Below are 14937 nucleotides of genomic sequence, written 5' to 3'. Positions count from 1 at the left end.
TATAGACAACGCAGAACACCAAGACGCAAAAACGAACGACTTTTTCAACGACATCGGCTCCGAGCGGATAAACAAGTTCTGAAGCAAAAAAGGCCCCCGCTAGCAACGGGGGCCTTTCAATTCTTAACAGATGCAGCGCTTAGCCGCGCTCTTCGATGATCTCGACCAGATGCGGGATCTTGTTGACCATGCCGCGGACCGAAGGTGTATCCTCCAGCTCACGGGTGCGGTGCATCTTGTTCAGGCCCAGACCGATCAGGGTTGCGCGCTGTTCGGCGGGGCGGCGGATCGGGGAACCGATCTGCTTGACGACGATGGTTTTTGCCATGGTACGCTACTCCTTACGCTTCGGCTTCAGCCGGTGCTTCGTCCCGCTTGGGCAGGATGTCAGCAACTTTTTTGCCACGACGTGCGGCGACCGAACGCGGGCTCTGCTCTTTCTGCAGGCCGTTGATGGTGGCGCGGATCATGTTGTACGGATTCTGCGAGCCCAGCGACTTGGACACAACGTCCTTCACGCCCAGCATTTCGAACACGGCACGCATCGGACCACCGGCGATGATACCAGTACCTTCAGGTGCGGTGCGCATAACCACCTTACCAGCGCCGTGACGGCCCTCGATGTCGTGGTGCAGAGTACGACCTTCGCGCAGTTGCACGCGGATCATCTGACGCTTGGCTTGCTCAGTCGCCTTACGGATGGCCTCAGGTACTTCTTTCGCTTTACCTTTACCAAAGCCGACGCGGCCTTTCTGATCGCCGACAACCACCAGAGCGGCGAAGCCAAAGCGCTTACCACCTTTAACGGTTTTCGACACGCGGTTGATTGCTACCAGGCGATCTGCAAATTCCGGTGCTTCTTCACGGTCGCGGCCACGGCCCCGACGGTTTTCACGTTCTGCCATTTGGCATCCCTTTTCTCATGTGGCGCATACGGCGCCGTTTTCGTCAATCCAAGTGAGCCCCGACTGACGTCAGGGCCCCCGGATCATCGGGGCAGCCGTCAAGCTGCCCGCAGGTCTTAGATCTTCAGACCACCTTCACGCGCGGCGTCGGCGACTGCCTTCACCTTGCCGTGGAACAGGAAGCCACCACGATCGAAATAGGCCTCTTCGACGCCCGCCTTCTTGGCACGCTCGGCGATGGCCGCGCCCACTTTGGTGGCCGCTTCGACGTTGTTCTTGCCAACAACACCCAGATCTTTTTCCAGGGTCGAGGCTGCGGCCAGGGTCACGCCACGAACGTCGTCGATCAGCTGAACGCTGATGTTCTTGTTCGAACGGTGAACCGACAGGCGTACGCGGCCGGCGTTGACTTTGCGAAGTTTGTTCCGAACGCGCAGGCGGCGCTTCAGAAACAGGGTTCTTTTGCTGTTTGCCATTGTCTGCGTCCTTACTTCTTCTTGCCTTCCTTGCGGAAGATGAACTCGCCCTTGTAGCGGATGCCCTTGCCTTTGTACGGCTCGGGACGGCGCCATTCGCGGATTTTGGCCGCGACTTCGCCCACCTGCTGCTGGTCGATACCTTCCACAACGATTTCGGTCTGCTTCGGCGCGGTGATGGTGACACCTTGCGGAGCAGTGAAATCAACATCGTGGCTGTAGCCCAGGTTCAGCTTCAGGGTGTTGCCCTGCATCTGAGCCCGGTAACCAACACCCTGGATCTCCAGCTCTTTTTTGAAGCCAGTCGTCACACCGGTTACCAGGTTGGCAACCATGGTGCGGCTCATGCCCCACTGCTGGCGGGCACGCTTGGACATGCCACGGGGGTCGATCTTGACCACGTTGTCTTCAACCGACAGTGTAACGTCGTCGGTGGCGGTGAAGCTGCGGGTGCCTTTCGGACCTTTCACTTCGATGGTCTGGCCGGACACAGAGGCGGTAACGCCGCTGGGCAGCTCGACCGGTTTTTTACCAATACGAGACATTGCAGACCTCCTTAGAAGACGGTGCAGAGCACTTCGCCGCCAACATTGTTGGAGCGAGCGTTTGCGTCCGACATCACACCTTTCGGAGTGCTGACAATCGACACGCCCAGACCCTGACGGACCTGCGGGATGTCATTGACGCCCATGTAGACGCGACGACCGGGTTTCGAAACCCGCTTCAGTTCGCGAATAACAGGGGTGCCTTCGTAGTATTTCAGGCTGATTTCGATGGCCGGATGACCGTTTTCACCGGTCGTCTTTTCATAACCACGGATGTAGCCTTCGTCCGCCAGCACGTCCAGAACCCAGCCACGCAGCTTGGAAGCCGGGGTGGAAACGGTGGACTTGCCGCGCATTTGCGCGTTGCGGATACGGGTGAGCATATCGCCGATAGGATCATTCATATCTATGTCTCCCTTACCAGCTCGATTTCACCATGCCGGGGATCTGACCAGCAGAACCCAGCTCGCGCAGCGCGATACGGCTGACCTTCAGCTTACGATAGTAAGCGTGGGGACGACCGGTCAGCTGACAACGGTTGTGCAGACGGGTAGCCGAGCTGTTGCGCGGCAGTTTCGCCAGTTTCAGACGCGCTTTGAAACGCTCTTCCATCGGGCGGCTCTCGTCATTCGCGATTTCTTTCAGCTCGGCACGCTTTGCGGCATATTTGGCCACCAGGCGTTCGCGCTTCTTTTCGCGTTCGATCATTGCTTTTTTAGCCATGTCTCAATCCTCGCGGCGCTTAAGCGTTGAAGGGCATGTTGAAAGCTTTCAACAGGCTCTTTGCTTCAGCGTCGGTTTTCGCTGTGGTGGCAATTACGATATCCAGGCCCCAGACCTCGTCGACCTTGTCGAAGTCGATTTCCGGGAACACGATGTGCTCTTTCATGCCCATGGCAAAGTTGCCCTGACCATCGAAAGACGGCTTAACACCGCGGAAGTCACGAACGCGCGGCAGCGCGATGGTGATCAGGCGATCCAGGAATTCGTACATCCGGTCACCGCGCAGGGTCACTTTCGCGCCCAGCGGCATGTCTTCACGGACGCGGAAACCCGCGATCGACTTCTTCGCCTTGGTTGCAACGGCCTTTTGACCAGCAATCGCAGTCAGATCTTCGACAGCAGCTTTCGCTTTCTTCGAATCTTTGACCGCCTCAGCACCACAACCGATGTTCAGAACGATTTTCTCCAGCTTGGGCAGCTGCATGTCGTTCTTGTAGCCGAACTCTTCTTTCAGAGCGGCCCGGATGGTTTCAACGTACTGAGCTTTCAGACGCGGGGTGTAGGTTGCGGAATCAAGCATCGATCACGTCCCCTGTGGTCTTGGCGAAGCGCACCTTCTTGTCACCTTCCATGCGGAAGCCAACGCGGGTTGCTTTGCCGTTTTTGTCCAGCAGCGCCAGGTTCGACAGTTGGATCGGGTTTGCCTGAGGCAGACGACCACCTTGCGAAGTTTGCGACTGACGGGTGTGACGGATGGCAATGTTGATGCCTTCGACAACAGCTTTACCGGCTTTGGGGTCAACCGAGGAAATGGTTCCCTCTTTGCCCTTGTCCTTGCCGGCCAGCACGACGACCTTGTCGCCTTTGCGGAGTTTAGCAGCCATGATTACAGCACCTCCGGAGCCAGCGAGATGATTTTCATGAAGTTCTTGCCGCGCAGTTCGCGAACAACGGGGCCAAAGATACGGGTACCGACTGGCTCGTTGTTGTTGTTCAGGATGACGGCGGCGTTGCGATCAAAACGGATCGCGGTGCCGTCTTCGCGACGGACTTCCTTGGCGGTGCGTACGACGACGGCCTTGCGGACGTCCCCTTTCTTTACGCGGCCGCGCGGGATGGCTTCCTTCACCGAGACGACAATGATGTCGCCGACGGAGGCGTATTTACGCTTGGAACCACCCAGGACCTTGATGCACTGAACTCGGCGTGCGCCGGAGTTGTCAGCGACATCCAGATTGGTCTGCATCTGGATCATGTGGTTTCTCCCGACCTGTGGGGGCTGGTCTGATTAGATCCCCCAGGGTTTCGACAAATGGGAAAATCCCGGAAGCTTACGCTTCCAGAACTTCCCAACGTTTCGTCTTCGATTTCGGCGCGCATTCGATAATGCGTACGGTGTCGCCGACCTTGAAGGCGTTCTTTTCGTCATGAGCCCGGTATTTCTTGGACTTACGAACGGTTTTGTGCAGCAGCGGGTGCTTGAAACGACGCTCAACCGAAACGGTTACGGTTTGCTCGTTGGCGTCGCTAGTTACCACGCCGGACAGGATACGCTTGGGCATAGGATTACTCCTCCGATGCCGCAGCAGCGGCCTTTTCGTTCAGAATGGTTTTGACGCGGGCAGCGTTGCGGCGGGCCGCTTTGATACCAGCAGTGTTTTCCAGCTGACCGGTTGCCTGTTGAAAGCGCAGGTTAAAGCTTTCTTTCTTCAGGTTGGCCAGTTCCTCGCGGAGCTGGTCCGGGGTCTTGTCACGCAGTTCTTGGGCGTTCATCGCCTTTTTCCTTTGCTCAAAACACCAGAAGGCCCCGTACTCGGGTCACCTTTGACCTGGTGGATGAATGATAGACATACGAATCGCCCGACAACGCCGGGAGACCGCAAGATGCCGCCGTATAAGGGTTTGGGGGGTGGGTGGCAAGAGGAAGTTTGAAAGACTCCAATCTTCGAGCCCTTCTACGATTCGAGCGATCGGAGTCTATCTGCAAGCTGCGTGTCCAACTCCGTGCACAGTTTGTCAAAGTCGATGAGATGTTGGAGTTTTCGACTGTGATCTTGGTGGAATTTATCAGCGTCTCCCCGAGTCAACTTAACGTTTTTCCAGTAATGTAGGCTTTGAAACTGATAATGGTTAATCTGGAAGGTCTCGTTGTCAGAGATCGTGCGGCATGAATCCGCGCCGCGTACATAGTGTACCCCGATATCCCCTAGTTTTTTCGGGACTGACGTCCTCACAAGGTACTTTCGCCATTTGTGTGGGCTCAAACCGGGTTTTCGTTTGACCAGATTTTTTCTCAAGCTGTTGGGATGTTCTTTGTGACCTGAAGTACCAAAGACCGTCCAGTTCGCATAAACAACGTCCACATCGTCAAACTGCTCTAACGCATCAACCAGCTTGGCCCCATCTTTGCAGAACCAAAACTCATCAACGTCAGCAACCAACATCCACTCAAACAACTGCGGAACCTGAAATTTTTGGAATGCCTTCCAATAATGAGCCACTTGCTTGTGTTTTTGGGGGAGACTGACAACTTCTACGAAACCAGAACTTAGGAAGCTCGAAATTACTTCCATCGAGTTGTCTGTACTTCCATTATCGATAAGAAATACTTTGTCGGCACCCTGCTGTGCGTAGTGCTCGACCCACTCGGCCAAATTCAAGGCCTCGTTTTTTGCTGTTCCAAGTACGCAAAGGCGGTTCTTGTTGGAGTTCTGAGTTTTAGCCTTGGCAAGCTCATTCCTACGAACCTTTCTCCTATGATTCCAGAACCTGGCCCAAAGATACAGATTGTTGAGTTTGTGAAGTATTGTGCTCGATCTCATCTTGATCACGTACAATCTGGATGTTTATTGAAAAATGCTCGCGCCTGAGGTAAGTGTCATCACTCCCACTTGTAGTTAAAGCTGACACTGATCCGCTCATCCTCGGCCATGTTCATCGGCACCTCGTGGCGCAGCCAGCTTTCCCACAGCAGCACGTCCCCCACCTGCGGCTTCATATAGATGAACGGCTGCAAATCCCTCCGCCCGCCTTTAACGCGCGTCGGCGCAGCCATCATGCGACCCGAGCGGGGATCCTCCAGCTTCAACGCACTCGCCCCCTCGGGCATCGCTACATAGGTCGTGCCCGAGATTACGCTGTGCGGGTGCAGGTGGCTGGAATGCATTCCGCCCTCGGGCAGGATGTTGATCCACAGGTCTTCCAGCTTCAACGCGCCCTCACCCAGATCGAACTCCAAATCCTTGGCAAAAGCGGCGACGTGCTGATCCAAGGCAGCGACCAGATCGGCGAAAATCGGGAACCGCCACGGCAGGTCGGTCAGCGAAGCATAACTGGTATAGCCGGGATAGCCGTTCTCTTCGCACCATTCCTGCCCCGCCTCATCATCCTCGGCGATAACAAGGCAAGAGCTTTCCAATTCCTGAGCGTCGATCTTGGGATCGAACTCGGAAAGAGACGCGCGGTAGAGACGGGTTACGAAGAGTGATTCAATCTGTGCCATGGGCCGGGCATACCGCAGTGTTTTCTACAAGGCCAGTCGATTAGCTTTTGACGGGTCCTTTGCCACAGCGGGGAATTGGGCGGCCGCCATCAGCATAGGCGAGGCACAGTACGATCTCATCCGGTTTCGGCGCGTCTGGAATGTTCAGCGTCATAGTGTCGAAATGGTCGAACGACCACGGGTTATCTTTATGCCCCAGTGGCAGATCAATCGCGCAACCCGGCGCGCCTAATTTGGCATTCGAGGGGATAACCGCCTCGCCTCCGCCCGCCGCCGCGCGCATGGGAGCACCGAGTTTGGGGTGGATCACCGCCCCGCCCTGTTCAAGATCGCCGTTCACGCCGATGATCGCTGCCTTACCGTAGGATACCGGCGCACCGTCCAGTTGGGATATCGCTTCGGATGCGAGGTCCGGGCCAAGAAGCGCACCAATCTCAAACAACTCTGAAAGGTCATCCGAGAACCGTCCAGCCAGAGGGTTCATGAACACCGCCAGAGCAGCAACCCGGCTGATCGGATCGCAGGGCTGGCCCAACTGATCGGTGGTTATGATTTCCTTGATGAACATCTTTTTGCGCAGCTGAACCATAGGGCCCTCCCATTTCTACCGGGCAGCCTAGGGGCGCGATAGGAAGAGGTCGACGGTTTTTGCGGCCCTTAACTTCACAAGCGCAACAGAAAACCCCCGCCGGCTTCCCGACGGGGGTCAATCTTGTCACGAACGGGGTTGCCCCCTGATCGCTTACCAGTCTTCGCGAACCACGACGCGAGTCTTGATCGGCAGCTTCATCGCGGCCAGGCGCAGGGCCTCACGCGCGATGTCGTCATTGACGCCGTCGATCTCGAACATCACGCGGCCAGGCTTGACTTTGCATGCCCAGCGGTCGACCGAACCTTTACCTTTACCCATACGAACTTCGATCGGCTTTGCAGTGACCGGAGTGTCGGGGAAGATGCGGATCCAGACGCGGCCCTGACGCTTCATGTGACGCGTCATGGCACGACGTGCAGCTTCGATCTGGCGTGCAGTTACACGCTCAGGCTCAAGAGCTTTGAGGCCGTAGGTGCCAAAGTTCAGATCAGAGCCGCCCTTGGCGAGACCCTTGATCCGGCCTTTGTGCATCTTGCGGAATTTAGTACGCTTTGGTTGAAGCATATCTTTCCCTCCTTAGCGACGACCGCCACCAGCACCACGAGGTGCAGGGCCGTCCTGGAGTTCCTGTGCTTTACGGTCACGTGCCTGCGGATCGTGCTCCATGATCTCACCTTTGAAGATCCAGACCTTGATCCCGATGATCCCGTAGGGGGTCATCGCTTCGGCATGTGCGTAATCGATGTCGGCACGCAGAGTGTGCAGAGGCACGCGGCCTTCGCGGTACCACTCGGTCCGTGCGATTTCGGCGCCGCCCAGACGACCCGCGACGTTCACCCGGATACCCAGGGCGCCCATGCGCATGGCGTTCTGAACCGAGCGCTTCATGGCGCGACGGAACGAAACACGACGTTCCAGCTGCTGAGCGATGGACTCGGCAACCAGCTGCGCGTCAAGCTCGGGCTTGCGCACTTCGACGATGTTCAGGTGCAGTTCGCTGTCGGTCATGCGAGCAAGCTTTTTGCGCAGAACTTCGATGTCTGCACCTTTCTTGCCGATGATGACACCGGGACGTGCGGTGTGGATCGTAACGCGGCACTTTTTGTGCGGACGTTCGATGATCACACGGGCAACACCGGCCTGCTTGCACTCTTTGTTGATGAACTCACGGATCTTGAGGTCTTCCAGCAGAAGATCACCGTAGTCCTTGGTGTCGGCGTACCAGCGGCTGTCCCAGGTGCGGTTCACCTGCAGGCGCATGCCGATCGGATTTACTTTATGACCCATTAGGCTTGCTCCTCAACTTGACGCACCTTGATGGTGATCTCCGAGAACGGCTTCATGATTTTGCCAAAACGGCCACGGGCACGCGGGCGACCGCGCTTCATGACCAGGTTCTTGCCAACCCATGCTTCGGCGACGATCAGCTCGTCAACGTCCAGGTTGTGGTTGTTTTCGGCATTCGCGATTGCGGACTGCAGGCACTTCTTGACATCCTGCGCGACACGCTTGTTCGAGAAAGTCAGGTCGGTCAAAGCCTTCTCAACTTTCTTGCCGCGGATCATTTGCGCAACCAGGTTCAGTTTCTGCGGGCTGGTGCGAAGCATGCGGGTTTTCGCCATTGCTTCGTTTTCAGCCACGCGGCGGGGGTTCTTTTCCTTGCCCATGACTTACTTCCGCTTCGCTTTTTTGTCTGCGGCGTGGCCATAATAGGTACGGGTCGGCGAGTATTCACCGAACTTCTGACCGATCATGTCTTCCGAGACGTTTACGGGAATGTGCTTCTGGCCGTTATACACACCAAAGGTCAGACCCACGAACTGGGGCAGAATGGTGGAACGACGCGACCAGATTTTGATGACTTCGTTGCGGCCCGACTCGCGCGCTGCTTCGGCTTTCTTAAGCACATAAGCATCGACGAAAGGACCCTTCCAAACAGAGCGAGACATAGATTAACGTCCCTTCTTCTTGGCGTGCCGCGAGCGGATGATCAGCTTCTGGGACGCTTTGTTCTTGTTGCGGGTACGCTTACCCTTGGTGTCCTTACCCCAAGGTGTAACCGGTGTACGGCCACCCGAGGTACGACCTTCACCACCACCGTGCGGGTGATCGATCGGGTTCATTGCAACACCACGAACCGACGGACGAACGCCCTTGTGGCGCATACGACCGGCTTTACCGAGGTTCTGGTTTGAGTTGTCGGGGTTGGACACGGCACCAACGGTGGCCATGCATTCCTGACGGACCATGCGCAGCTCACCCGAGCTCAGACGGATCTGAGCGTAGCCGCCATCGCGACCAACGAACTGAGCGTAAGTACCGGCCGCTCGAGCGATCTGACCGCCTTTACCAGGCTTCATCTCGATGTTGTGGACGATGGTACCAATAGGCATGCCCGAGAACGGCATTGCGTTGCCCGGCTTGATGTCAGCTTTTGCCGACGCGATGACTTTGTCACCAACAGCCAGACGCTGCGGAGCCAGGATATATGCCTGCTCGCCGTCTTCGTATTTTACCAGTGCGATGAATGCGGTCCGGTTCGGGTCATATTCGATCCGCTCGACGGTTGCCGCGACATCAAATTTGTTCCGTTTGAAGTCAACGATCCGGTAGAGACGCTTTGCGCCACCGCCGCGGCGGCGTGAAGTGATCCGTCCGGTGTTGTTCCGGCCGCCCGATTTGGTCAAACCCTCTGTGAGAGACTTGACCGGACGTCCTTTCCAAAGCTCCGAACGGTCGATCAGCACCAGCCCGCGCTGGCCCGGCGTCGTCGGCTTGTACGACTTGAGTGCCATGCTTTCTGTCTTCCGTTTAGCAAGTGCAGGGTGTTTCCCCGCTATGTGATAGGCCCCCGTAGGTGCCAAGGGTATAGGGCCCCGAAGGTCCCCGGTTACAAATATCAGAGGCCCCGGAACGAATCCGAGGCCGTAAGATTGGGAGCGTTTAGCAGTGTTGGGGGTGGGTGTCTATAGTATGCTGCCAAAGATTCTGATGGAGACCGAAGAAAACGCTACCGAAACATTTGCCCTAGGTTTCATTTCCTAAAGTCGCTCGGTCAGTTTGCTTTGCGCAAACAGTCCTAGAACCTAAGTCGTCAGCCACTTCACTGATACAGTATGCGCGCCTCAGCGAAGGACAACAGGCGGCGATGCTTCTCGTCCCAAAGGTGCAACCGCGCGTTTGCAAGGCTTTCACGGATGGTCATCTGGTTGCTGTTTGCCAATTCGTCGTGATCTCGCAGCACCTCGGTAAGGCGGTAGAAAGGAATACGACTGTACAGATGGTGCACGTGGTGGATACCAATATTGGCGCTGAACCACTGCAACACGGGCGGCAGGACATAATGCGAGCTACCGCGCAGAGCGGCCTCGTGCAATTGCCAATCCTCGTCCGCATCCCAATGCGTTTCTTCGAATTGGTGCTGCACATAAAACAACCACACTCCGGCAGTTGCCGCAATCAGGGTTGAGGGCAAAAAGATCAGCAGGACCGGCATTAGGCCGCCAAAGTAGTAGACAGCCAGAAGCGCGGCCAGAATAGCGACATTGGTGCCCATCGCACTGACCCAGAACCGAGCGCTATCAGTCAACCCCAACGGCAAGCGGTTTTGGAACAAGAACAGATAGCTGGGGCCAAGAATAAAAAGTGTGACGGGATTTCGGCAAACACGATACCAGAACCGGTTAATGGGGGTCTTGGATTGATACTCCGCCACTGTCAGCGTGTGGATATCGCCCATTCCCCGTTTGTCCAAGTTACCCGAGCTGTTGTGATGGTAAGAATGCGTGCGGCGCCAGACATCATAGGGTGTCAGGGTCAGCACCCCTATCGCCCGTCCAACCCAGTCGCTGACTGTCCGGTTCTTGAAGAACGCCCCGTGCCCGCAATCATGCTGGATCGCAAACAGGCGCAGCAGGAAGGCGGCATTCAAGACCGCAATCGCAAACGCCAACCAATAACTGACGGAAAGCGCCATCCAGGACAGCGCCCACAGCACAAAGAATGGAATAATGCTGACACTCAGTTCAAAGGAACTGCGCCATTGATTTGGCTCACGGTATTTGGCAAGCGTCGACACCCAATCCCGCGCAGCGGTTGTAGTGGGGTTTGCCCGGGTTGAGAGAGAGGTTTCGGTCATACGCCTGCCATGTCTTTTTTGCTTGTTTGAAGCCGGATAGACTACCCGCCCGACATAGCAAGTGAATTGTTCAAAATTAGAGAATTTCACGCTCAAATTTCGGTGTCGCTGCTTAAGAACGACCTTCACGTGTGCTGGCCTCGTTCCTCGCCCCAAAGATGATCCTATAAGGGGCCGCTGGACAAGTCGATGAGCGTTATCCACTTCCAGCTTTGACGTGTTTCTGAGGGGTCAGGAAAACCCTCAACCTAGCGAGCGTCTTCTACAGAGCGGCTCGGACTCCACCGCAATCCGCTGCTTGAGCTTGATATGGCCCAGCACCTCGCGAAAGGCGCGGTGTTTGGGTTTTCCTTCCAGATAATCCGCCAGTTTCAGCAGATTGATCGGGTGCTTCGCAATCAGCGCCTCGATCCGCTGTACGGCGTCGTCCAGCGCGTAATAATCCACGTACTGACAGGCCACCTGCGTGGGCGTCAGCAGGCAGTAATCCTGCGGGCGTTTCTCGGTATAGCGTGCGATGTCGAAGGGCGAAGCGCCGAGGGCGTGGAACTTGGGGATGTGCACGCGCATATCAGCCTCGGCATGCTCCAATACCGTGCCGGAGGTTTGGCGGAATCCTAGCGGACCAAGCTTGCCGACCACATGCTTGCGCATCGCCGGAGAGATCATGTCCACATCCGCCCGGTCATATTTCAGATCATCGAAGACGGACAGCAGCCCCAGCTGTTCATCAGCGATCTGGAAATAGGGCTCAGCGCTGAACACCCGCATTTGATCCAGCACCTGCGCGCGCACAGTATCAGGATCCGAAACGAAATCGGCCCCGGCGGGTTGAACCGCCGGGGCCGTGAATGCTCGCAGTAAGCGTCGGATCAAAGACCGGTGCTCACGTCGATTGTGTTGCCCTCTTCCAGGGTCACATATGCTTTTTTGACGTCTTTCCGACGACCCAGCTGGCCGCGGAACCGCTTGACCTTGCCTTTGGTCACGGTGGTGTTCACCGCTTTGACCTTCACACCAAACAGCGCCTCAACGGCCTCTTTGATCTGCGGCTTGTTGCTGTCGATCGCCACTTCAAAGACAACCGCGCCGTTCTCGGACGCCATGGTCGACTTCTCGGTGATGATCGGCTTGCGGATCACGTCGTAGTGTTCTGCCTTCGCGCTCATTTCAGACGAGCCTCCAGTGCTTCGACAGCCGCTTTGGTGAGCACCAGAGTGTCACGCTTGAGGATGTCATAGACGTTTGCGCCCATCGACGGCAGGATATCCAGACCTTCGATGTTCTTGGACGCTTTCAGGAACCCTTCGTTCACGGTCGCGCCGTCGATGACCAGAGCGCGTTTCCAGCCCAGGTTTGCAACCTGTTTGGCCAGAGCAGCGGTCTTGCCTTCGGCTTCGGCGTTTTCGATCACAACCAGTTCACCAGCCTTGGCTTTGGCCGACAGAGCGTGGCGCAGGCCAAGCTTGCGGAACTTCTTCGGCAGGTCGTGGCCGTGCGAACGCGGGGTCGGGCCCTTGTAGATACCACCCTTGCGGAAGATCGGTGCGTTACGGTCACCATGGCGTGCGCCACCGGTGCCCTTCTGGCGATAGATCTTCTTGGTCGAGTAGCTGGTTTCCGAGCGGGTCTTGACCTTGTGGGTGCCGGCCTGCGCGTTGTTGCGCTGCCAACGGACCACACGGTGCAGAATGTCCGCGCGCGGCTCCAGGCCGAACAGATCGGCGTTCAGCTCGATGTCGCCGGCTTTGCCGCCGTCCAGTTTGATTACATCAAGTTTCATGCTTCACCACCTTCCGCGGGAGCTTCTTCCGCAGGTGCTTCGGTTGCAGCCGATTTCACAGCAGCCGGGAAAGGCAGGCCTTCCGGTGCTTTCTTCTTCACGGCGTCCTTAACGGTAACCCAACCCGATTTCGGTCCGGGAACGGCGCCTTTGATGAAGACCAGACCACGGTCGGCGTCGGTTTTGACGACTTCCAGGTTCTGGGTGGTTACACGGGCAGCACCCATGTGACCGGCCATCTTCTTGCCTTTGAAAACCTTGCCCGGGTCCTGACACTGACCGGTCGAACCGTGCGAACGGTGGCTGATCGAAACACCGTGCGAGGCGCGCAGACCACCAAAGTTCCAACGCTTCATCGCACCGGCAAAGCCTTTACCGATCGAGGTGCCCGAAACGTCAACTTTCTGACCTTCCAGGAAGTGTTCTGCCGAAATCTCGGCACCCACATCGATCAGGCCGTCTTCGGAGACGCGGAACTCGGCCAGCTTACGCTTGGGCTCGACCTTTGCAGCAGCATAGTGACCGCGCATGGCTTTCGAGGTGCGTTTTGCCTTGGCAGCACCAGCACCCAGCTGAACGGCGGTGTAGCCGTCTTTGTCAGCGGTACGCTGGGCAACAACCTGCAAGTTGTCCAGGTGAAGAACGGTCACAGGGATCTGCTTGCCGTCTTCCATGAACAGGCGGGTCATGCCAACTTTTTTTGCGATAATACCAGAGCGCATAATCTATACCCTCCGATCTTACGACTGCAGCTTGATCTCGACGTCCACACCAGCAGCGAGGTCGAGCTTCATCAGCGCGTCAACGGTTTGGGGGGTCGGATCAACGATGTCGAGCAGACGCTTGTGCGTGCGGATCTCGAACTGGTCGCGGGATTTCTTGTCAACGTGAGGGCCACGGAGAACCGTGAACTTCTCAATCTTGTTCGGCAGCGGGATCGGGCCGCGCACGTTCGCGCCGGTCCGCTTGGCAGTGTTGACGATCTCTTGCGTGCTGGCATCCAGAACGCGATAGTCAAATGCCTTCAGCCGAATACGGATGTTTTGGCTTTGCATAGATACAGCCTTTTATCAGGCGTTGAGGTTGAGAGGAGGACAGACGCGCATCGCCAACCCTCTTCGAACCCAAAAGGCGGGAATCACCCCGCCTTGACGTTCTTATCGAGAACTCGCGCGTATTAGTGGGGTTGGTGGGGTTTGGCAAGGGGGAAGTTTTAATCAAATAGGATGCGCTCACCCGGCTCACAGCTTATGCACGCATCTGCAAAATCTGGACATTACAACCAGATCGGTTCAGCCTCACTCTGATACCATGTATCCTAGAGCTGATTGCCTAGCGATTTTCTTGGACAGAAACAAATAGCCAAAGCAAGATAATTGCACCAAACGGGTTGATGAAGATCGCCGTCACCTGCCAAAGCAATCGATCTTGACCGCGGCGTTCGGCCATATCGCCCACAAGCGCGAACAGTTCCCAGATCACCCAAAGGAAGAAAACGCAGAACAGAAGGGCGAGTATTGCTTCCATAATCTACTTTTCCCTGCTCTCGCATGTCCGCATTCGAGGCACTCGGCATATCAAAATGTGGCTGGCCCAATGCCGAGATCAGCTTTCAAATTGCTTGAACAGTCTACAGTTTCGGCACTGAAGTTACGACACCTCTAACGACCATGTCGCCGTCAACATCTATTTCGCAAACACCTTCGATGCGCTCGCCCGGTCTGTCGCCCAACTGCTGGCGCAATTGTTCCCGCTCTGAATCAGGCGGTTGATAGCAATACGACCATACGTCTTCGAGATAGAACGGCACTTCAACCGGATAGCCGAAGTAACGCCGCGAAGCCCTTTCATTTGGCACGTCAACTAGGATCGCACGAAGTCCACTCTTAAATGAGATCGAAAAGGCGCCTTCCGGCAACTCAGGCCGTGTATGAAATCCAGCCCTGTAGTAGTCATAAGCTATGTAGCCCATCCCAATCACCAAAGCGCCGCCAGCCAACCATTTCCACATAATCAGAAGATTCCACTTACTCTCGTTTTGGCTGTTCTAACCTTGATATGCAGAATGTCTACCAGATAGGCACAACAACAAAGGCCGCCCCGAGGGACGGCCTTCCGTATTCTCACCAGCTGGGTCCGAGATTATTCGACGAATAATCTCATCTCCTTCACCGATTACTCAGTGATTTTCGACACAACGCCGGCGCCGACGGTGCGGCCGCCTTCGCGGATCGCGAAGCGCAGGCCCTGCTCCATCGCGATCGGTGCGATCA

At 56.4% G+C, this 14937-nt stretch carries 28 protein-coding genes; all 28 read right to left on the bottom strand.

From position 1 onward, the window contains the following. Positions 1 to 139 precede the first annotated feature (139 nt). Positions 140 to 328: a 50S ribosomal protein L30 gene (gene rpmD / locus GOV80_RS21940; protein WP_074736195.1), complete on the bottom strand. Its 189-nt coding sequence runs from the start codon at positions 326 to 328 to the stop codon at positions 140 to 142. 13 nt (positions 329 to 341) lie between these two features. Then, positions 342 to 905, bottom strand: coding sequence for a 30S ribosomal protein S5 (gene rpsE / locus GOV80_RS21935; RefSeq protein ID WP_170356677.1), 564 nt, complete (start codon positions 903 to 905; stop codon positions 342 to 344). Positions 906 to 1021: 116 nt separating this feature from the next. Further along, positions 1022 to 1381, bottom strand: a complete 360-nt coding sequence (rplR, locus tag GOV80_RS21930; RefSeq protein ID WP_170356678.1) for a 50S ribosomal protein L18 — start codon at positions 1379 to 1381, stop codon at positions 1022 to 1024. A gap of 11 nt (positions 1382 to 1392) precedes the next feature. After that, on the bottom strand, positions 1393 to 1926 hold the full coding sequence (rplF, locus tag GOV80_RS21925) for a 50S ribosomal protein L6 (RefSeq protein ID WP_170787757.1): 534 nt from the start codon (positions 1924 to 1926) through the stop codon (positions 1393 to 1395). Between the two features lie 11 nt (positions 1927 to 1937). Then, complete coding sequence (gene rpsH, locus GOV80_RS21920; protein ID WP_068340741.1) at positions 1938 to 2330, bottom strand: 30S ribosomal protein S8; 393 nt, start codon at positions 2328 to 2330, stop codon at positions 1938 to 1940. A gap of 13 nt (positions 2331 to 2343) precedes the next feature. Then, complete coding sequence (gene rpsN, locus GOV80_RS21915; protein ID WP_068340744.1) at positions 2344 to 2649, bottom strand: 30S ribosomal protein S14; 306 nt, start codon at positions 2647 to 2649, stop codon at positions 2344 to 2346. Positions 2650 to 2668: 19 nt separating this feature from the next. Further along, entirely contained in the window at positions 2669 to 3229 is a 561-nt protein-coding gene (gene rplE, locus GOV80_RS21910; RefSeq protein WP_170755578.1) for a 50S ribosomal protein L5, read from the bottom strand. Then, on the bottom strand, positions 3222 to 3533 hold the full coding sequence (gene rplX / locus GOV80_RS21905) for a 50S ribosomal protein L24 (protein ID WP_170356681.1): 312 nt from the start codon (positions 3531 to 3533) through the stop codon (positions 3222 to 3224). The genes rplE and rplX overlap by 8 nt, the downstream gene beginning before the upstream one ends. A 2-nt stretch (positions 3534 to 3535) precedes the next feature. Then, positions 3536 to 3904: a 50S ribosomal protein L14 gene (gene rplN / locus GOV80_RS21900; RefSeq protein WP_008757934.1), complete on the bottom strand. Its 369-nt coding sequence runs from the start codon at positions 3902 to 3904 to the stop codon at positions 3536 to 3538. A gap of 76 nt (positions 3905 to 3980) precedes the next feature. Further along, positions 3981 to 4211, bottom strand: a complete 231-nt coding sequence (rpsQ, locus tag GOV80_RS21895) for a 30S ribosomal protein S17 (RefSeq protein ID WP_152459158.1) — start codon at positions 4209 to 4211, stop codon at positions 3981 to 3983. Between the two features lie 4 nt (positions 4212 to 4215). Then, positions 4216 to 4422, bottom strand: a complete 207-nt coding sequence (rpmC, locus tag GOV80_RS21890; protein ID WP_010437082.1) for a 50S ribosomal protein L29 — start codon at positions 4420 to 4422, stop codon at positions 4216 to 4218. Positions 4423 to 4604: 182 nt separating this feature from the next. Next, complete coding sequence (locus tag GOV80_RS21885; protein WP_272871087.1) at positions 4605 to 5471, bottom strand: glycosyltransferase family 92 protein; 867 nt, start codon at positions 5469 to 5471, stop codon at positions 4605 to 4607. A 59-nt stretch (positions 5472 to 5530) separates the two neighbouring features. Next, on the bottom strand, positions 5531 to 6151 hold the full coding sequence (locus GOV80_RS21880) for a 2OG-Fe(II) oxygenase family protein (protein WP_170773620.1): 621 nt from the start codon (positions 6149 to 6151) through the stop codon (positions 5531 to 5533). Positions 6152 to 6191: 40 nt separating this feature from the next. Further along, positions 6192 to 6740, bottom strand: coding sequence for an amino acid synthesis family protein (locus GOV80_RS21875; RefSeq protein ID WP_170787755.1), 549 nt, complete (start codon positions 6738 to 6740; stop codon positions 6192 to 6194). Positions 6741 to 6893: 153 nt separating this feature from the next. After that, positions 6894 to 7307, bottom strand: coding sequence for a 50S ribosomal protein L16 (rplP, locus tag GOV80_RS21870; protein WP_058283513.1), 414 nt, complete (start codon positions 7305 to 7307; stop codon positions 6894 to 6896). A 12-nt stretch (positions 7308 to 7319) separates the two neighbouring features. Continuing rightward, positions 7320 to 8030 carry a 30S ribosomal protein S3 gene (gene rpsC / locus GOV80_RS21865; RefSeq protein WP_008758042.1) on the bottom strand — a complete coding sequence of 237 codons (711 nt, stop codon included), beginning with the start codon at positions 8028 to 8030 and terminating at the stop codon, positions 7320 to 7322. After that, a complete protein-coding gene (gene rplV / locus GOV80_RS21860; RefSeq protein WP_039538267.1) occupies positions 8030 to 8410 on the bottom strand; it encodes a 50S ribosomal protein L22 in 381 nt (126 codons plus the stop codon). Before rplV ends, rpsC begins: the two co-directional genes overlap by 1 nt. Positions 8411 to 8413: 3 nt before the next feature. After that, the gene (gene rpsS, locus GOV80_RS21855) at positions 8414 to 8692 is read right to left on the bottom strand and encodes a 30S ribosomal protein S19 (RefSeq protein ID WP_005980699.1); all 279 of its coding nucleotides are present in this window, start codon (positions 8690 to 8692) and stop codon (positions 8414 to 8416) included. 3 nt (positions 8693 to 8695) lie between these two features. Next, the gene (gene rplB, locus GOV80_RS21850; RefSeq protein WP_170356688.1) at positions 8696 to 9538 is read right to left on the bottom strand and encodes a 50S ribosomal protein L2; all 843 of its coding nucleotides are present in this window, start codon (positions 9536 to 9538) and stop codon (positions 8696 to 8698) included. A 308-nt stretch (positions 9539 to 9846) separates the two neighbouring features. Next, the gene (locus GOV80_RS21845) at positions 9847 to 10881 is read right to left on the bottom strand and encodes a fatty acid desaturase (RefSeq protein ID WP_170787754.1); all 1035 of its coding nucleotides are present in this window, start codon (positions 10879 to 10881) and stop codon (positions 9847 to 9849) included. Between the two features lie 243 nt (positions 10882 to 11124). After that, on the bottom strand, positions 11125 to 11757 hold the full coding sequence (locus GOV80_RS21840; protein WP_170787752.1) for a hypothetical protein: 633 nt from the start codon (positions 11755 to 11757) through the stop codon (positions 11125 to 11127). After that, the gene (locus GOV80_RS21835) at positions 11754 to 12050 is read right to left on the bottom strand and encodes a 50S ribosomal protein L23 (protein ID WP_008757532.1); all 297 of its coding nucleotides are present in this window, start codon (positions 12048 to 12050) and stop codon (positions 11754 to 11756) included. The genes GOV80_RS21840 and GOV80_RS21835 overlap by 4 nt, the downstream gene beginning before the upstream one ends. Further along, the gene (rplD, locus tag GOV80_RS21830) at positions 12047 to 12664 is read right to left on the bottom strand and encodes a 50S ribosomal protein L4 (protein ID WP_068340788.1); all 618 of its coding nucleotides are present in this window, start codon (positions 12662 to 12664) and stop codon (positions 12047 to 12049) included. The genes GOV80_RS21835 and rplD overlap by 4 nt, the downstream gene beginning before the upstream one ends. Beyond that, positions 12661 to 13386 carry a 50S ribosomal protein L3 gene (gene rplC / locus GOV80_RS21825; RefSeq protein ID WP_170515968.1) on the bottom strand — a complete coding sequence of 242 codons (726 nt, stop codon included), beginning with the start codon at positions 13384 to 13386 and terminating at the stop codon, positions 12661 to 12663. Before rplC ends, rplD begins: the two co-directional genes overlap by 4 nt. A gap of 18 nt (positions 13387 to 13404) precedes the next feature. After that, positions 13405 to 13719 carry a 30S ribosomal protein S10 gene (gene rpsJ / locus GOV80_RS21820; protein ID WP_008756422.1) on the bottom strand — a complete coding sequence of 105 codons (315 nt, stop codon included), beginning with the start codon at positions 13717 to 13719 and terminating at the stop codon, positions 13405 to 13407. A 277-nt stretch (positions 13720 to 13996) separates the two neighbouring features. After that, on the bottom strand, positions 13997 to 14191 hold the full coding sequence (locus GOV80_RS21815; RefSeq protein ID WP_170787750.1) for a hypothetical protein: 195 nt from the start codon (positions 14189 to 14191) through the stop codon (positions 13997 to 13999). A gap of 103 nt (positions 14192 to 14294) precedes the next feature. Next, complete coding sequence (locus GOV80_RS21810; protein ID WP_170787748.1) at positions 14295 to 14675, bottom strand: hypothetical protein; 381 nt, start codon at positions 14673 to 14675, stop codon at positions 14295 to 14297. Positions 14676 to 14839: 164 nt separating this feature from the next. After that, on the bottom strand, positions 14840 to 14937 hold a 98-nt coding region (locus GOV80_RS21805; protein WP_170782973.1), incomplete at its 5' end, for an EF-Tu C-terminal domain-related protein.

This window comes from Ruegeria lacuscaerulensis (assembly GCF_013034685.1).
Lineage (GTDB): Bacteria > Pseudomonadota > Alphaproteobacteria > Rhodobacterales > Rhodobacteraceae > Ruegeria > Ruegeria lacuscaerulensis_B.
Note: the sequence above shows the minus strand (reverse complement) of the source record. Positions and strands in the feature narration are given on the sequence as shown.

Bases quoted from the DNA above. Each gene is read 5' to 3' on its own strand.
- rpmD (WP_074736195.1), bottom strand. From the start codon at position 328: ATGGCAAAAACCATCGTCGTCAAGCAGATCGGTTCCCCGATCCGCCGC.
- rpsE (WP_170356677.1), bottom strand. From the start codon at position 905: ATGGCAGAACGTGAAAACCGTCGGGGCCGTGGCCGCGACCGTGAAGAA.
- rplR (WP_170356678.1), bottom strand. From the start codon at position 1,381: ATGGCAAACAGCAAAAGAACCCTGTTTCTGAAGCGCCGCCTGCGCGTT.
- rplF (WP_170787757.1), bottom strand. From the start codon at position 1,926: ATGTCTCGTATTGGTAAAAAACCGGTCGAGCTGCCCAGCGGCGTTACC.
- rpsH (WP_068340741.1), bottom strand. From the start codon at position 2,330: ATGAATGATCCTATCGGCGATATGCTCACCCGTATCCGCAACGCGCAA.
- rpsN (WP_068340744.1), bottom strand. From the start codon at position 2,649: ATGGCTAAAAAAGCAATGATCGAACGCGAAAAGAAGCGCGAACGCCTG.
- rplE (WP_170755578.1), bottom strand. From the start codon at position 3,229: ATGCTTGATTCCGCAACCTACACCCCGCGTCTGAAAGCTCAGTACGTT.
- rplX (WP_170356681.1), bottom strand. From the start codon at position 3,533: ATGGCTGCTAAACTCCGCAAAGGCGACAAGGTCGTCGTGCTGGCCGGC.
- rplN (WP_008757934.1), bottom strand. From the start codon at position 3,904: ATGATCCAGATGCAGACCAATCTGGATGTCGCTGACAACTCCGGCGCA.
- rpsQ (WP_152459158.1), bottom strand. From the start codon at position 4,211: ATGCCCAAGCGTATCCTGTCCGGCGTGGTAACTAGCGACGCCAACGAG.
- rpmC (WP_010437082.1), bottom strand. From the start codon at position 4,422: ATGAACGCCCAAGAACTGCGTGACAAGACCCCGGACCAGCTCCGCGAG.
- GOV80_RS21885 (WP_272871087.1), bottom strand. From the start codon at position 5,471: ATGAGATCGAGCACAATACTTCACAAACTCAACAATCTGTATCTTTGG.
- GOV80_RS21880 (WP_170773620.1), bottom strand. From the start codon at position 6,151: ATGGCACAGATTGAATCACTCTTCGTAACCCGTCTCTACCGCGCGTCT.
- GOV80_RS21875 (WP_170787755.1), bottom strand. From the start codon at position 6,740: ATGGTTCAGCTGCGCAAAAAGATGTTCATCAAGGAAATCATAACCACC.
- rplP (WP_058283513.1), bottom strand. From the start codon at position 7,307: ATGCTTCAACCAAAGCGTACTAAATTCCGCAAGATGCACAAAGGCCGG.
- rpsC (WP_008758042.1), bottom strand. From the start codon at position 8,030: ATGGGTCATAAAGTAAATCCGATCGGCATGCGCCTGCAGGTGAACCGC.
- rplV (WP_039538267.1), bottom strand. From the start codon at position 8,410: ATGGGCAAGGAAAAGAACCCCCGCCGCGTGGCTGAAAACGAAGCAATG.
- rpsS (WP_005980699.1), bottom strand. From the start codon at position 8,692: ATGTCTCGCTCTGTTTGGAAGGGTCCTTTCGTCGATGCTTATGTGCTT.
- rplB (WP_170356688.1), bottom strand. From the start codon at position 9,538: ATGGCACTCAAGTCGTACAAGCCGACGACGCCGGGCCAGCGCGGGCTG.
- GOV80_RS21845 (WP_170787754.1), bottom strand. From the start codon at position 10,881: ATGACCGAAACCTCTCTCTCAACCCGGGCAAACCCCACTACAACCGCT.
- GOV80_RS21835 (WP_008757532.1), bottom strand. From the start codon at position 12,050: ATGAGCGCGAAGGCAGAACACTACGACGTGATCCGCAAGCCGATCATC.
- rplD (WP_068340788.1), bottom strand. From the start codon at position 12,664: ATGAAACTTGATGTAATCAAACTGGACGGCGGCAAAGCCGGCGACATC.
- rplC (WP_170515968.1), bottom strand. From the start codon at position 13,386: ATGCGCTCTGGTATTATCGCAAAAAAAGTTGGCATGACCCGCCTGTTC.
- rpsJ (WP_008756422.1), bottom strand. From the start codon at position 13,719: ATGCAAAGCCAAAACATCCGTATTCGGCTGAAGGCATTTGACTATCGC.
- GOV80_RS21815 (WP_170787750.1), bottom strand. From the start codon at position 14,191: ATGGAAGCAATACTCGCCCTTCTGTTCTGCGTTTTCTTCCTTTGGGTG.
- GOV80_RS21810 (WP_170787748.1), bottom strand. From the start codon at position 14,675: ATGTGGAAATGGTTGGCTGGCGGCGCTTTGGTGATTGGGATGGGCTAC.